15 protein-coding genes are annotated in these 12,867 nt (G+C 65.3%); 5 read left to right on the top strand and 10 right to left on the bottom strand.

Annotation, left to right across the window (positions count from 1 at the left end):
- Positions 1–191: 191 nt before the first annotated feature.
- Positions 192–323: a hypothetical protein gene (locus ABFT43_RS22385; RefSeq protein ID WP_347962451.1), complete on the top strand. Its 132-nt coding sequence runs from the start codon at positions 192–194 to the stop codon at positions 321–323.
- Between the two features lie 471 nt (positions 324–794).
- Here the strand turns inward: ABFT43_RS22385 and ABFT43_RS22390 are convergent, their stop codons facing one another.
- The 5 genes from ABFT43_RS22390 to ABFT43_RS22410 form a co-directional block, all read right to left on the bottom strand.
- Complete coding sequence (locus tag ABFT43_RS22390; RefSeq protein ID WP_347962437.1) at positions 795–1,520, bottom strand: EthD domain-containing protein; 726 nt, start codon at positions 1,518–1,520, stop codon at positions 795–797.
- A gap of 83 nt (positions 1,521–1,603) precedes the next feature.
- Positions 1,604–1,963 (bottom strand): EthD family reductase, encoded by a 360-nt coding sequence (locus ABFT43_RS22395; RefSeq protein WP_347962438.1) that lies wholly within the window; start codon positions 1,961–1,963, stop codon positions 1,604–1,606.
- A gap of 40 nt (positions 1,964–2,003) precedes the next feature.
- Positions 2,004–3,566: an aldehyde dehydrogenase gene (locus ABFT43_RS22400; RefSeq protein WP_347962439.1), complete on the bottom strand. Its 1,563-nt coding sequence runs from the start codon at positions 3,564–3,566 to the stop codon at positions 2,004–2,006.
- Between the two features lie 36 nt (positions 3,567–3,602).
- Positions 3,603–4,883 carry a cytochrome P450 gene (locus tag ABFT43_RS22405; protein ID WP_347962440.1) on the bottom strand — a complete coding sequence of 427 codons (1,281 nt, stop codon included), beginning with the start codon at positions 4,881–4,883 and terminating at the stop codon, positions 3,603–3,605.
- Positions 4,884–4,892: 9 nt separating this feature from the next.
- Entirely contained in the window at positions 4,893–5,270 is a 378-nt protein-coding gene (locus ABFT43_RS22410) for a hypothetical protein (protein ID WP_347962441.1), read from the bottom strand.
- 134 nt (positions 5,271–5,404) lie between these two features.
- Here ABFT43_RS22410 and ABFT43_RS22415 point away from each other — a divergent pair, with 134 nt between their 5' ends.
- A complete protein-coding gene (locus tag ABFT43_RS22415; protein ID WP_347962442.1) occupies positions 5,405–5,845 on the top strand; it encodes a nuclear transport factor 2 family protein in 441 nt (146 codons plus the stop codon).
- Positions 5,846–5,992: 147 nt separating this feature from the next.
- Here the strand turns inward: ABFT43_RS22415 and ABFT43_RS22420 are convergent, their stop codons facing one another.
- From ABFT43_RS22420 to ABFT43_RS22440, 5 genes are all read right to left on the bottom strand, one after another.
- The gene (locus tag ABFT43_RS22420) at positions 5,993–6,508 is read right to left on the bottom strand and encodes a nuclear transport factor 2 family protein (protein ID WP_347962443.1); all 516 of its coding nucleotides are present in this window, start codon (positions 6,506–6,508) and stop codon (positions 5,993–5,995) included.
- Between the two features lie 8 nt (positions 6,509–6,516).
- Positions 6,517–7,614, bottom strand: coding sequence for an alpha/beta fold hydrolase (locus ABFT43_RS22425; RefSeq protein ID WP_347962444.1), 1,098 nt, complete (start codon positions 7,612–7,614; stop codon positions 6,517–6,519).
- Positions 7,615–7,654: 40 nt separating this feature from the next.
- The gene (locus ABFT43_RS22430) at positions 7,655–8,740 is read right to left on the bottom strand and encodes an LLM class flavin-dependent oxidoreductase (protein WP_347962445.1); all 1,086 of its coding nucleotides are present in this window, start codon (positions 8,738–8,740) and stop codon (positions 7,655–7,657) included.
- A 65-nt stretch (positions 8,741–8,805) separates the two neighbouring features.
- Entirely contained in the window at positions 8,806–10,086 is a 1,281-nt protein-coding gene (gene ribB / locus ABFT43_RS22435) for a 3,4-dihydroxy-2-butanone-4-phosphate synthase (protein WP_347962446.1), read from the bottom strand.
- A 2-nt stretch (positions 10,087–10,088) separates the two neighbouring features.
- Positions 10,089–10,529 carry a nuclear transport factor 2 family protein gene (locus tag ABFT43_RS22440; protein ID WP_347962447.1) on the bottom strand — a complete coding sequence of 147 codons (441 nt, stop codon included), beginning with the start codon at positions 10,527–10,529 and terminating at the stop codon, positions 10,089–10,091.
- Between the two features lie 306 nt (positions 10,530–10,835).
- Between ABFT43_RS22440 and ABFT43_RS22445 the strand changes: the two genes are divergently transcribed.
- The 3 genes from ABFT43_RS22445 to ABFT43_RS22455 all read left to right on the top strand — a co-directional run bounded on the left by ABFT43_RS22445 (position 10,836) and on the right by ABFT43_RS22455 (position 12,769).
- Positions 10,836–11,705 carry a nuclear transport factor 2 family protein gene (locus tag ABFT43_RS22445; protein WP_347962448.1) on the top strand — a complete coding sequence of 290 codons (870 nt, stop codon included), beginning with the start codon at positions 10,836–10,838 and terminating at the stop codon, positions 11,703–11,705.
- A gap of 148 nt (positions 11,706–11,853) precedes the next feature.
- Positions 11,854–12,393 carry a flavin reductase family protein gene (locus ABFT43_RS22450; protein WP_347962449.1) on the top strand — a complete coding sequence of 180 codons (540 nt, stop codon included), beginning with the start codon at positions 11,854–11,856 and terminating at the stop codon, positions 12,391–12,393.
- 229 nt (positions 12,394–12,622) lie between these two features.
- Positions 12,623–12,769 (top strand): hypothetical protein, encoded by a 147-nt coding sequence (locus ABFT43_RS22455; RefSeq protein ID WP_347962450.1) that lies wholly within the window; start codon positions 12,623–12,625, stop codon positions 12,767–12,769.
- The last annotated feature ends 98 nt before the right edge of the window (positions 12,770–12,867 follow it).

A 12,867-nucleotide genomic window follows, 5' to 3' on the forward strand; every position in this document is an offset into this window, starting at 1 on the left:
CGGTTGCACTCGGCAATCGGCTACTGCCCGCCGGTCGAGTACGAGACGCGCTACCGTGAGACCGTCGCCTCCGAAGCGGAGGTGGCCTAAACCAGGTCTCCATCCGACCCAGGACGGTTCAATCGAACCGCACCTCGGCTAAACCGCACCGACCACAAGAAAATCAGGAGTCACGTTCTTACACAAACATCTTGACAAGCTCGGCGCGCGCCAAGGACCTGGCCGGCAAGTACGGCGACAACTTCCTGCCGCCGGCCTCGCTGGTCGAGAAGGCCGAACAGGGCATCACCACGCTGACCAACGAGAACCTCGTCAAGAAGTAAAACCGGTCACCAAGAAGTAATCACCCTGCCGCACCGCGGCATTGGATGGCCCCGCCGGACGACGTCCGGCGGGGCCATCGCCGTTCGGACGCGAGCATCTCGACGACATTTCCACCAGAAAACCTTTCGCGGCACGCATGCCGGGTGGCCTACTGAATGAACCCAGTTAAGTTCAGTGCTGAGTGAAGGGCGTCCCGTGGCCGTTCGGGCCGATGCTGAGGGAAGGTCGGAGTACCTGCTCGGGGGTACCTATTGGGACACGGTGGTCCGGACCGAGAACGGCTGGCGTATCTCCTACGGGATCAGGCGATCACATTCACTGACGGGAACGCCACGGTCATGTCCGCTGAACAGCGACGTCTCAGGTGCGGTCACCGCCCGGTCCTCGATCTTGAACGGAGTGGCTGCGGCGATTGACGGCACTTAATCCGGGGCACCACCGACCAGTTGGGCTGGCGCTGTCGCGTCGGCTCAGCGGGTTCGATGGAGTTCGATGGTCACCAGTCGGGTGGCCTCCCGGTCGAAGAGCTGCTTTTCGTCCTCGGTGATCTGTGCCAGCGTCTCCGGTCGAGACAGTTCGGACATCGTCGCGGCAAAGGCATCGGCCGAGTCGAACCACAGCTCGTTGACGGCATCGTGTCGGATCGTCCGGGTCCGGCCGGTCGCCGGATCGGGAATCGGGGTGAGGTAGCGGCGCGCGTAGTGCCGGGCGTCGGGGAGTAGCCCGGCAGCCAGCACCGCATGCCGGGTCTCGTAGTAGTCGATGAACTCTGCACGGCTCATGTCCGGTCGCTGTCTGAGGAAGGTCACCGCCTGAAACATCCGGTCGGTGTCGGTCCCGGCGGGCGGGGTCACTGTGATGTGCTCGTCGACCTCGGCCGTCGCGGCCGACCCCGGCTCGAACAGATCCGTTCTGCTGCGGGCGATCTCGTCATCCGGATCGCCCTCGGCGAGCCGGCGGGCCAAGACCGAGAATTCTGTCGGTGAGTCGAAGCCCAGCTCGATCATCACGTCGTAGGGGAGTGCGGTGGCGTCGGCGGTGGGCCCGCCGACCGGGGTGAGATAGCGGCGCGCATAGTGGCGCAGTTCGGGTGCTCGCTCGGCGAGCAGCGGTGCGTGGCGGGTCTCGTGGGCGTCGATGAAGGCCTCACGAGACAGCCCGACGCGAGCCTTCGCGAGCATCAGGACGTTGAACATGGGGAAGATCCCTTCGAGAGAAATGAGACTCGCCGCATCCCCGGGAGTTTGTGGGGGACACGGCGAGTTCGGGCTGGGTGGTGTTACTTGCTATCAGGCACTAGCGGGACGCGGGAGACCTCGTAGACGTCGATGTGCTGGACGAAGCCGTCGTTGTCGCCGTTGGCCTTGGCCCAGGCCTCGCTCTCTGGAGCCTTGCGCAGCGCCTCTTCCGACTCGAAGGCCATGATCGAGAAGGCGTCCGGCTTGGGTGCGCCCTCAGGGATGCCCCAGTTGATCATCGGATTGTTGTTGAGGAAGGTGTACCACCAGGCGACGCCCGGAATGGAGCGGCCGATGTCGGCGTGTTTGGTGAGGTAGTGGTCGCGGAACTCCTCCGGGGAGGTGCCGGCCCAGCGGTAGAGGGCGAACAGGTAGACCGGCTGGTTCTCGATGTTGAGCATGGTTGTCTCCTAACAAGTTTCGGGTTGAAGGTGAGTGGCGTTAGGCACCCTTGCGGGGGCCCTCGGTCACCATGTCGGCGGTGGCGGCCACCGATTCAGGGATGGACTGGCTCGGGTCGACCGAGATGGTCTTGGGGATGAGGTAGCCCTCCAGGCCGGCGACCCCGTGCTCGCGGCCGATGCCGGACTGCTTGAACCCGCCGAACGGCGCGTTGAAGTCGGCCGCGAAGGTGTTCACCGAGAAGGTCCCGGTCCGGATCCGTCGGGCCACGTCGAAGCCGTGTGCGACGTCGGTGGTGAAGACGCTGCCGGCCAGCCCGTACTTGGAGTTGTTGGCGATGGCGATCGCCTCGTCCTCGTCGTCGTAGGCGATGACCGCAACGACCGGACCGAAGACCTCCTCCTGTGCCAACTCCATGTCCGGCGTGACGCCGGTGACCAGAGTCGGTTCCACGTACCAGCCCTTGTCGAGTCCATCGGGCACCCCGCCGCCGAAAGCGATGGTGGCTCCGTCCTGCTTCGCGCGCTCGATGAATCCGAGTACCCGTTCTCGGTGCTTCTCGGTGATCATCGGCCCCATATGGGTGTTCGGATCGTGGGGGTCGCCGACAACCACGTCCTTGAGCGCGGTGGTCAACCGCTCCACGATCTCGTCGTGGCGGCTGCGCGGCACAAGGAAGCGGCTCTGGCAGACACAGGACTGTCCGCTGCTGGGGATGACGCTGATGTTGAGCAGGGTGGGGACGGTGGTGTCGAGATCGGCATCAGGCAAGACGATGGCCGCCGACTTGCCACCAAGCTCGAGCACCGCCGGCCGGATCCGGGCGCCGCACGCCTCACCGATCTTGGCGCCCACTGTGGTCGAACCGGTGAAACTCACCATGTCGACGTCGGGATGGGCGATCAGATGTTCGGACGCCTCGGGTCCGGCGGCGACGACGTTGAAGACGCCGGGCGGGAAGCCGACCTCCTCGACGAGCTTGGCCATGGCGAAGACCGCGAGCGGATTGGGCTCGGGCACCTTGACCACTACGGTGCAGCCGGCTACGAGTGCCGGTGCCACCTTCTGCGAGGTCCCGGGCATGTGGAAGTTGTAGGCGACTAGCGTCGCCACCACCCCGACAGGCTCCTTGACCACCAGGCTCTGAGTCTCGTAGGGCATGATCATGCCGCCCGCGGACCCGCCGGCCAGCGGGCCCAGATCGGCCCGGCGCAGCTCGGTGAACGGGTAGGTGCGTCCGACCTCCGCGTTGTAGTTCCAGTGCAGTGTGGGAGCGGTGGCCTGATAGACATCGGCGAGCATCCGGGTGCAGCCGAGCTCGTCGACGATGAGTTCGGCGAGATCGTCCTTGTGTTCGTAGAGCTTGGTCGCGAGTGCCTCACAGAGTGCGGCTCGCTCGGCCACCGGACGGGTGGCCCAATCGGTCTCGTAGAAGGCCTTGCGAGCCGCCTCGACCGCTGCATCGATGTCGGAGCGTGACGCCGACGGTACCGAACCGATGGCCTCCCCTGTGGCCGGCGAGATGACGGTGAACTCGTCGGTACCGTCGGCCTTCTGCCACTTCCCGTCGATGAAGAACTCGGTGTAGTTCCTGGGGAACATTTCCGTACTCCTAATGAAACAGACTGGTGGACAGAATCACTCGAGAAAGCGAACCCGCAGTTGTGCGGGGCCGTAGAAGTTGAAGCTCTGCTTGGAAGGGGCGTCGTCGTCGATGAGCTCGACGCCGCTGAACCGCTCGATGAGCTTGCCTAGGACTGTACGGAGTTCCAACCGGGTCAGCGTGGTACCCGGGCAGGTGTGCGGTCCGGCACCGAAGGAGACGTACTTTGCGAGCAGCTGCTGGCGGCCCTCGATGTAGTCGTCGGGATCCTCGAAGACCTTGGGGTCGCGATTGGGTCCGCCCATACCGACCCACAGCATATCGCCGGCCTTGAGTTGCTGACCGCCGAGCTCGATGTCCTCGGTGACCGCGCGGAAGGAGCCCTGCACGGGGGCGTAGAGCCGGAGCATCTCCTCCATGAACAGCGGGATGCGCTCGGGTTCCTCGCGAAGCTCGGTCCACAGTCCCGGATTGCGGCCGAGGTACTCGACCATCTTCGACACTGCGGTAGCGGAGGTCTCCGAGCCGCCGACCATGACTAGCTGGATGAGCTGGTAGAGATCATCGCGCGCGAGTGGTTCATCGCTCTCGTCGTTGAGCTTGACGATGCGGGTGATGAGATCCTCGGTTGGGTGGGCGATGCGGTCCTCGATCTGCTCCTTGCAATACTTGTCGAAGCCGTATCGGACATCGACGAGCGCCTCGATCTGCTCCTCGGTGAGATTGGGGTTGCCCACCATCGAGTTGAAGCCGACCTGCCATTCGAGCATCTGCGGCACCATCTCGCGCGGGAAGCCGAGGATGTCGGCGATGACGTTCATGGTGTAGACGTTGGCGAACTCGTCGACGAACTCGATTTCGCTGCCGGCCTCGATGCCGTCGACGAGGATCTGAGCGGTCTCCTCGATGCGCGGCGCCCAGGACTTGATGGCCCGGGCAGTTAGTGCGCCCATAATGAGCTTGCGGTGTTTGCCGTGCTCCGGCGGGTCGGCGAACAGCAGGATCTTGCGATCGGTGGTGCCGTAATCCTCGCCGAGTTCGGCCTTGGCCTCCGGTCGGGCGGCGGCCATGTCGATCATCTTCTGCCACTCGTCGGAGACCTGCTCACCGAGCATCTTCTTGGTGGAGAAGGTGACCGCATCGCGGAAGACCTTGGAAGCGTTCTCGTGGTCGGCGACGACCCAGAAGCCTAGGTTGTCGCTGCGCGAGACCGGGCATTCGCTACGCACCCGCTCGAAGGCGGTGTGCGGGCACTTGAGCTGCTCGGGGTCGAGGCCGAAGAACTTCTCGTACTCGTACTGCTGCTGTGTGGTCATTGGGGTCTCCTAGCGGACGAAGCCGTCGATGAAATCGAAGTAACGGGCCTTGCCGAAGCCGTCCAGCAGGCCTTTGAGTTCCTCATTGGTGGCGCCGTAGATGCGCAGGTCGAGGACGTCCACCGACGACATCAGCCGGCCGACGCTCTCTTGGTCCATCTCCTTGAGGTGCTTGAGCATCCCGTCGGCGTCGCTATAGAGCTCATGCGCGAACAGGATCCGCTTCTCCTCATCGAGGTAGAAGTTGTGGCCGCGGTTGTGGTCACCCGGCTCGGCCTCGGTGTTGCGGACCACAGCGGCGAGGATCTCGCGCAGGTCGTCGAGGCTGACGTCGTCATGGATCTGCATCTCCGAGGTGGCTCGCAAGGCGCGTGAGGCAGCTGACATTCGGTGTCTCCTGTTTTGAAGTGAACTCACTTAGGCCGACGGTAGTGATGCCGGTCATACTCGTCAAGTGGTGACCTGACTTCAGTTCAGGACGTAGAATATCGCCTGTTCGATGGACAACGAGAGGTGATTCCATGACCGAGATGATCCCCGCGGCCGGTGCGTACAGCATCGATGGCTTCGAAATCTGGCAGCTCACCACGCGCTATGCTGCGGCACTCGATGCCGGCGAATGGGAGGCGCTCGCCGGCATCTTCGGCGAAGACGGTGTCATGGACTTCGCCCACGTCGGCGAGGTACGGGGCTGGCGGAGCATTGCCGAGGTGTGTGCGAAGGCCCTCGATCCGCTCGACGCCAGCCAACACCTGGTCGGCACCCATGTCATCGACGTGGCCGGCGATTCCGGAACCGTCTCCTGCTACTTCCAGGCCCAGCATGTCCGCGGGGAAGGCCAGCACCTCGTAGCCGGCACCTACCGTGACGAGGTGCATCGCACGGCGGCCGGCTGGCGGATCGCACGTCGGACACAGCGTGTCACCTGGACGAGTGGCGACGCCTCGGTGCTCGGCGGCTGAGTCATCAGTGAGCGGAAATGACCTGGGATCCTGTGCGTCGTAAGCCTATCGGGGACAACTGGTGCGCGGCGTGCACACCTCAGAATCGCTGAAATAGCCGACGGCCCCGGAGGATCGATGCGAATCCTCCGGAGCCGTCGGGCCCGGTCAGGCGGGGAACAGGGCGTAGCGGACGTCGCTGCGGTCGCGTCGGCTCAGCGTCGATGGATCAAGCGGAAACGGCTCGCCGGTGGTCTCGTTACGGCCCCACTCGAAGGCGCCGCGACGCCGGGAGATCCGCCACGTTCCGTCCCGCTCGGCGAGCTCGTCGAGGAAGCGCATGAAAATAACGACGAAGCCCTGACACCAGGCATGATCTAGGGGGCCCTGGTGGTAGCAGGTCGCGTACGTCTCGGCCACTGCGGATGCGCCGCCGCGCAGCTCGACGACCGACGTCGACAACGAGTGGAACGTCGACTCCAGTGACGGCAGCCCCTCGGGGCTGCTGTTGCCGGTGATGTACTCGCTGATCGACCCCTGGAAGAAGCCACCGAGATCGATCTCGGCATCCGGCTCGTAGCAGCTGCGCAGCAGCTCCCAGTCCATCCGGTCCGTGGCGACAGCCGCGGTAGCCAGGGTGTGACGCACCGCCTCGACAGCCGCGGTGTCAACCGTGGTCTGCATTCCGGCGCTCATCGATTCAGCCCTTCTAGGAAGGCGAGCATCGCCGCGCTGGTCTCCTCAGGCTGTTCTCGGCTGAACCAGTGGCCACAGTTGCGCAGGATCACCGACGGTCGGTGCTGCGGCACCGTCTGGTCGAAGGCCGCGACCGCTTCGGCGCCCCAGGCCGTGGCCACATCTAGGTCGGCGCCGATGAACTGGGCCGGCACCTTGATCGGTTCACCTTCGAAGGGTGCGAGCTCCTCCCAGCTGAGATCCATGGCGCGGTACCAGTGCAGCGGCGCACGCAGCCCGGTCCGCTCGAATTCTGCGACGTAGTCGTCGAGATCGGCGGCGAGCCAGGCCGGGTCGCTCTCCGGGATGACATGGCCGTCGCTGAACTTCGCGCCCGGGGTCATACAAACTCCACCGTTGCGGATCTGCTCGGCGATCTGCTCGGGCGTCGTGGCGAGCGGATCGGGGGCCTGGTGGTCGGCAGGGTAGGGCCCGCCGGAGAACGAGAAGTACTGGCCGCGTAGAAATCCGCGGGGATCGGCTTCCAGCTCGGCCTCCAGTGCACCATCCTGCGACCAGTATTCCTGGTAGAACAGCTTGTCCGGGCCGGCGATCTCGCGCTGCACTACTGACGGCCTGCGGGTGCCAAAGGAATCGATGCCACCGATGGGGATCAGTCCTCGCCCGCCGAAAGGCACGCTCATGCCGACGACGGCGGTGAACACCTCCGGTCGAGTCCAGGCTGCCGTCCAGGCGACCATCGAGCCCCAGTCATGGCCCATGATGGTAGCGGTCTCGTAGCCGAGGGCACCGACGATCGCCTCGCAGTCGGAGACGAGCTTGGTAACGGTGTAGTCCGCCACGGCCGGCGGCTTCGACGAGCGGCCGTAGCCACGCATATCCGGGGCGGCAACCCGATAGCCCGCAGCGGCCAGGGCGTCGATCTGGTGGCGCCAGCAGAACCACGCCTCCGGGAAGCCGTGGACGAGCAGTACAAGCGGGCCCTCGCCGCGGACGACGACATGCAGCCGCTGGTCGCCGTTGTAGACGGTCGCGTGGTCGTAGCCGTCGGCCTCGCGGACGACATCGGTGCGGGCTGGGGTGGTGATGGTCATGATTCCTCCGGAAAGTCGCAAGATGGGGTGGGCGGGGCGGTCATCGGGCAGTACCGGCCGCGGCGGCGACCTTCGCGCCGTGGGAGTGCAGCAGCGGCATGACCTTCTCGGCGAAGAGCTCGGTGCCGCGCAGCACCTCGTCGAAGGCGATGAAGACACCCGCGAGATTGGGGATCTCGGCGAGTTGGTTGAAGTAGGCTGCCACGGTCTCCGGTGAGCCGACGACTTTCTCCAGGTTCTGGAAGGTGGCGTTGCCGGCGTTCTGTAGTAGCTCTGCCGCCGAGCCGCCACCGGAGTCGAGGCTGGCCTCGCCCTGCATGTTGGCGATCGCCTCGACGTCGGCTTCGGCGACGTAGCGCTCGACCCGGGCCTGAGCGGCCTCATCGGTCTCATCGAGGACGACGAGGACTACCAGGAGCGCCTCGAGGGTGCGGTCGGCGCGCGCGCTGGCGGCGTCCACCCGTGACATCACCTGGGCTACCCCCTCCGGTCCGGTGCCCAGGCCGAGGATGTAGCTGGTGTCGCCGTATTCGGCGGTGAAGTCGAGACCGCGATCGGACTGGCCGGCACAGACCAGGCCCACCGGGCGGTTCGGCACCATGCCGACCTGGCAGTCCTCGAGTTGGTAGTACTTGCCCTTGAAGCTGCTGCGGCCGGTCGTCCACAGCTCCTTGAGGATGGTTGCGTACTCCTCCGCGTAGTCGTAGCGGTTGCTGAAGTAGTCGTCGCCCGGCCACAGGCCCATCTGGTCGTACTGCGGCTTGTTCCAGCCGGTAACCAGGTTGAGGTCGAAGCGGTCGCCGGAGATCTGACCGATGCTCGAGCACATCCGGGCCGCCATGGCCGGATGCAGGGTGGGGATCGCCACCGATCCGACGAGGCCGATGCTCTCGGTCTCGGCGGCCAGGGCGGCCATGAGGGTCAGAGAATCCGCTTGATAGTCCCAATGCTCGGTGGCTCCACCCCAACCGCGCAGGGTGACTTGGGAGAAGATGTAGTCATAGCCGAGACGCTCGGCGGTCAATGCCACCTCACGCTCGAACTCCCAGGTGGGAAGAGGATGCTCGGAGGCCTTGGACAGAATGTGACCGCCGTTTGCGACGGGCAGCACGACACCTAGTTTCATGATGATTCCTCTCAGTGGTGGTGAATCGAAGGGGAAGTGGGGAAGGGAGCTGGCCGGAACGGGCCTCAGCCGAGTCCGCGGGCAAGCGTCGGCCGCAGCGGCGCGGCGAGCCGGGTGGCGATGGTGTGGCCGAGCCGGTCGCGCTTGGTGGCGAGGTAGTTGATGTTCTCCGGGGTCACGCGTGGCGGTAGAGCCACGACTTCGGTGACCTCGATGCCGTGGGCGGCCATCGCCGTGGCCTTGGCCGGGTTATTGGACAGCAGCCGGATGGCGGGGATGCCGAGGTCGGTGAGGATCTCCGCGGCTGGGGAGAAGTCGCGGTCGTCGACCGGGAGTCCGAGGGCGGTGTTGGCGTCGATGGTGTCGAGGCCGGCCTCCTGCAGTGCGTAGGCGGCGACTTTGGCGCCGAGGCCGATGCCGCGTCCTTCATGTCCGCGTAGGTAGATAAGGACACCCGCGCGTTCGTCGGTGATACGGCTCAGTGCCGCTTCGAGCTGGCCGCCGCAGTCACAGCGCAGCGACCCGAGGGCGTCCCCGGTGAGGCATTCGCTGTGGATGCGGGTGAGCGGTGGCGCCGAGGCATCGGCGAGCGCGTCGAGACCGGGGGAGACCAGTGCCAGATGCTCGGCCCCCGTAGATTCCGAGCGGTAGGCGATCATGGTGAAATCGCCCTGGGCGGTGGGTAACCGAGCCTCCCCGGTTCGCCGGACATCCGGCTGCCGCGGGGTTTCCGAGGTGGTGTGCGCCAGGTAGGTCAGCAGGTCGCCGACGGTGATGAGCGGCAGGTCGTAGCGGTGGGCGAACTCGGTGATCCGGTGCCCTGAGAGTGGCAGGCCGGCGTCGTCGACGAGCTCGGTGATCGCGGCCACCGGCTCGCAGCCGGCCAGCCGGGTGAGCTCGACCGAGGCCTCGGTGTGGCCGTGGCGTTCGGCGAGTCCGCCGTCGCGGCTGACGAGTGGGAACATGTGGCCGGGCCGCCGGAAGTCGGTCGGCGAGATGTCAGGGTCGGCGAGCGCCCGAACGGTCAGCGCCCGGTCCGCCGCCGAGATTCCGGTGCCGGCGTCGCGATGGTCGACGCTTACGGTGAACGCGGTCTGGTGGTTGTCGGTGTTGTCCTCGACCATGAGCGGCAGATCCAGGCGCTCAGCGTGCTCCCGCGGCATCGGGGTGCATACGATGCCGCTGCCGTGCCGCAGAAAAAATGCCATGTGCTCGGTGGTCATGTGTTCGGCCGCGAGGACCAGGTCGCCCTCGTTCTCCCGGCCGGGATCGTCGGCGACCAGCACCGGCCGGCCGGCACGCAGCGTGTTGATCGCCGCGTCGACGCGGCGGGTCGTCACATTCATGGTCATCCGATCTGGGGTTCGGTCACGGTGCCGCCGAAGCTGGTGACCAGTCGGCAGCCGTCGAAGTACTCCTGGAAGTGGGTGATCTTCCCGTCGCGCACGGTGAACCGGCAGATGTAGTCGTTGGTATAGGACATGTTCGGATCCGACAGCTTCATGTCGCTGCGGTAGGTCGCGATGACAACCCCGGGATCCGATGCGAGAGTGTCGAGCTCGAGGTCGTGGAGGTTTTCGGTGATGATGAGACCGGTGAGGCTGCGCTGGAAGTCCAGTAGGGCGTCGCGGCCCTCATAGCGCTTCTGCATGCCGGGCGGCGCGAACATCTGCTCGAAGACGAAGTCAGGAGCCATGATCTCGCGCATCCCGTCGAAGTCCCAGGCGTTGATGCCGTCGACATAGCGCCGGACGATTTGCATGTTGGTCGCTCGCAATTGGTCGGACAAGACAACTCCTCGCGGTCGAGATACGGGCCGGCGACGAGTGGGGCGCAGGGCGCCCAGGACACCGTCGCGGAAGGGAGCCGGGGAACGGGGCCACCGGCGGTGTGGCGAAGGCCACTGACGTCAGTATGTGTGAGGTCGGGCACGATCTCTTGGGCTCGGCGCCTAAGCTTCCGGTGACAACTAAGCGGCGGGACCAACACTGCAGTCGGATGGTTGGAACCCATTGCCGCACATGGCTTTCAGCGCCTAGCGTGAGCGCGTCGATGAGGTTTCGACAGCAATTCTCTTCACCGAAAGGGCCCCACAATGTCCGACGCTGCCCACTCGATCGCCGCTTCTAATGTCGCGCTCATCCAGCGCTTCGAAGACTCCTTCGTCGCCGGCGACATCGACGACGTGCTGACGATCCTGTCCGAAGACATCATCGTGAGGGAGGCCGCCAACACCCCCTATCCCGGCGACCATGCCGGCCATGATGGCTTCTTCGCGCTTGCGCAGGCGTTCAACAGCACCTGGGAGATGGTTGCCCCCATCGACCTCGACATCGCTCCGCTCGGCGGGGATCGCGTGCTCGTCTCGGTCAGCCTCGACGTCGTGGGTCGCCGCACCGGGGTGCCGATCACTTTGCGGATCGCGGAGAACTACCTCATCCGGAATGGCAAGATCGCCTCGATCGATGTCTTCTACTGGGACAACGTCGAGCTCATGCGGGCTGCTGGGCCGGAGGTCGTCGAGGTCGGCGCAGCCGGGGGCGACATTGCCGTGTCGGCGCTGGATGTGGTGATGAAGTTCGAGAGCGCGGTACTCGACGACGGTGACTTCGACCAGGCGATGCGCTACGCCCAGCCGGACTTCGCCATTCGGGAAGCGCCCGGCATGCCCTACCGCGAGGTCTACACCGGTCGCACCGGCCTCGACGCGCTCATGGCAGACGTGGGCGCGGTATGGGAATTCATCGACGGGCCGCGGATCTCCTTCGAGCCGGCCCTCTACGACCGGAACTGTGTCTATACACGGGTCGAGGGCCGGGCGGTACTGCGCGCGACCGGAGTCGAGTACGACTTCCTTGTCACTGAGCGGGTTACCGTCCGAGACGGGAAGGTTGCCGATATCGAGGTCTTCTACTTCGATCAGGCGCCCGCCGTTCTCGCTGCCGCCGCCGCGCAGTCGCGCTGATTGCGCGGCGGCACCAAACCGCAGCGTCTTTTCGCGCTCATCGCCCGAGCGGTAGTGGCTCAGATCACTTTAGGGTCTGGGTGTGAGCAGGTCCCGTTCGCCGGTTCTGCTCGCCCCCGGCTCCACTCCACCTGGGAGGTCAGATCGTATGAGTAAGTCCGATGTGCAGGTCCTTGACGAACCGGCGGCATCGCCGTTCCTCGACAGGGTCGAGCTCACCGAATCCGTGCTGCGAAATGCGTACGGACACTTCCCGTCTGGTGTCACCGCACTGTGCGGAAGTGTCGACGGGAGGCCCGTGGGCATCGCCGCGAGCTCGTTCACCTCGGTGTCGATCACTCCGGCGCTGGTTTCGGTCTGCGTCGCGGATAGCTCGACCACTTGGCCACTGTTGCGTGGCGCCGCGCGGCTAGGGGTCAGTGTCCTGGCCGAGCATCACGGTGAGACGGCGCGAGCCCTGGCGGCCAAGAAGGATGACCGGTTTGCCGGGATCGACTGGACCGCCGATGACGCTGGGGCGGTCTTCATCGGGGGTGCCTCCCTGTGGCTTGACTGCGTGCTCGACGCGGAGATTCCCGCCGGTGACCACCGCATTGTCCTGCTGCGTATCGAGCGCATGCTTGCCCGGCCGGGGGTTTCCCCCCTTGTCTTTCATGGCAGCCGGTTCCGTGCGCTCGCCGAAGAATGAGCTCGATCCAGTCATGAACTGAAGTAGGGTTGATTCAATGGTGGCGGACTATTACGCTTCGCAGCCACGGGTCGGTCGAAACCGCCGTCGGAGGTCAAGCGTGGATTTGGTGGTACCTGACGGTGTACCGGCTGAGGGCCGAGCAGGCGACCGGAGGGTGAACTCCCGCTGGCTGTTGCGGCTTGATCATGACGGGGAGCCCTCCAGTCAGCTCTCCGGCTCCACGTTGATGACCACCGCACTCGCCGAGCTCGGTGACGGTCCGGTGCGGTGGGCCATCGCCTGCGCCCACCGCAACGCCGATCAGATCCTCAAGCAGGTGTCCGACCTCGGGACCGGACCGCGGCAGATGGTCAAGTCCCAGGTAGTGGTGTAACTCGTTTCTGATCCTTCGTCGGGCTTTCAGGCAGGCAGTTCGATCAGCGGGTCGGTAGTGGCCTCCGGTGTTGTGGTGGTGTCGGTGGTCAGGGTCAG

The organism is Gordonia aurantiaca, assembly GCF_039939235.1.
Lineage (GTDB): Bacteria > Actinomycetota > Actinomycetes > Mycobacteriales > Mycobacteriaceae > Gordonia.